The sequence below is a fragment of the Vibrio sp. M250220 genome, assembly GCF_036533795.1.
In the GTDB taxonomy this organism is placed as follows: domain Bacteria; phylum Pseudomonadota; class Gammaproteobacteria; order Enterobacterales; family Vibrionaceae; genus Vibrio.
Map to the genome: position 1 here is coordinate 1 of NZ_JATABI010000115.1, position 1883 is coordinate 1883.

Annotated in this window: 2 protein-coding genes and 1 pseudogene; all 3 read left to right on the plus strand. The window is 48.5% G+C overall.

Annotated features, from left to right (window positions below; translation table 11 throughout):
• Positions 1 to 333, plus strand: a pseudogene (locus QTN94_RS19685) (hypothetical protein); the annotation flags it as partial.
• Positions 334 to 369: 36 nt separating this feature from the next.
• Positions 370 to 1200: a DUF2931 family protein gene (locus QTN94_RS19690; protein WP_331428616.1), complete on the plus strand. Its 831-nt coding sequence runs from the start codon at positions 370 to 372 to the stop codon at positions 1198 to 1200.
• 36 nt (positions 1201 to 1236) lie between these two features.
• Positions 1237 to 1883 (plus strand): DUF2931 family protein (locus QTN94_RS19695; RefSeq protein ID WP_331428617.1); only part of this gene is annotated, 647 nt, incomplete at its 3' end.

The window sequence follows — 1883 nt, forward strand, 5'->3', positions numbered from 1 at the left end:
TTTATGTTTGGCTTTCTCCCTGAAGGACGAGCAAAGTTATGGCTTGATGGATGCGGGATACTCACCTATGTAGGTGAATATTCGGCAACAAAAGCGGTGCCAGTCCCCCCCCTCCCAGAAAAAGAGCTAGAGCCACTGACACCAGAGCAGATCGAGCAATTTGGACACCTTCTGTTTGACACGAAACCCAAAAAGAGACCACAACCACCCAAGATGTACCCAAGACCATCACTTGATGACCCGATCCCGTGGGATAAAGTCAATCAAGTCTGGTATAACCCAGGCTATAAAGTACAGAATCTAGCAGATGTTGTTCCAAGCACACCAGAGTAGCCATCAACCACGGCTATGCACGCGAGGAGTACGACGGTGAATAAACGCTATCTCGCGATCACAACCATTGCCATACTCGCTCTAATCACTGGCTTAGTCGGACGTACTAAGCCAAACTACCCTGATGACCCTAGGTTTAGGCCTTGGCGAATTGGCGCCGCAATCTCTTATAATTACCCTGCGTCGGTTAACGAAGCCTACGGTGTCAATTACCAAGAGGACTGGACCAGTATGATGCTGCCGTATGGCGGATTACTGCAATCTCGATACAAGATGGAAAAATATCGAGAGTATACCTATCCAGACTACGATGGCTATGCAATACCTTTGGGTGTACCGGTCAACTTTATCCCTGATCAACTTGGCTCAGGCATAAAGTCCTTACCCGATGAACTCTATCTCTATTGGGGGAGCCATGGTTTTCGCTACGCCACCGTCGTTAAGGTCACCGCGCAAATTAAAGCGGCTATAGTGAAGCCTTATCCCGAATATCCAGAAGAGCCCGAGGGACCTACATGCTACCAAAATGATTTTATGTTTGGCTTTCTCCCCGATGGACGAACAAAACTATGGCTTGATGGATGCGGGGTACTCACCTATGTAGGTGAATACTCGGCAACAAAAGCGGTGCCAGTCCCTCCACCGGCACCAAAAAAAGAACCAGAGCCACTGACAGCAGAACAGATCGAGCAATTTGGACACCTTCTGTTTGACACGAAACCCAAAAAGAGACCACAACCACCCAAGATGTACCCAAGACCATCACTTGATGACCCGATCCCGTGGGATAAAGTCAATCAAGTCTGGTATAACCCGAGCTATAAAGTACAGAATCTAGCAGATGTTGTTCCAAGCACACCAGAGTAGCCATCAACCACGGCTATGCACACGAGGAGTACGACGGTGAATAAACGCTATCTCGCGATCACAACCATTGCCATACTCGCGCTAATCACTGGCTTAGTCGGACGTGCCAAGCCAAACTACCCTGATGACCCGAGGTTTAGGCCTTGGCGGATTGGTGCCGCGATCTCTTATAATTACCCTGCGTCGGTTAACGAAGCCTACGGTGTCAATTACCAAGAGGACTGGACCAGTATGATGCTACCGTTTGGCGGTTTGGGTTCACCGTTACGCTACAACATGGATAAATATCGAGAATATACCTATCCAGACTACGATGGCTATGCATTACCCCTAGCGCTACCAATAAACTTTACCTCAAGGCAAATTGGCACTGGCATAAAATCCTTGCCCGATGAACTCTATATTTATTGGGGGCTCAACGGGTTTCGCTACGCCACCGTCGTTAAGATCACCGCGCAAATTAAAGCAGCGATGGTCACGCCATACCCTAGTGTTATATCCTCTAAGGAAGGAGCAACATGCTATCAAACGGAATTTATGTTTGGCTTTCTCCCTGAAGGACGAGCAAAGTTATGGCTTGATGGATGCGGGATACTCACCTATGTAGGTGAATATTCGGCAACAAAAGCGGTGCCAGTCCCCCCCCTCCCAGAAAAAGAGCTAGAGCCACTGACACCAGAGCA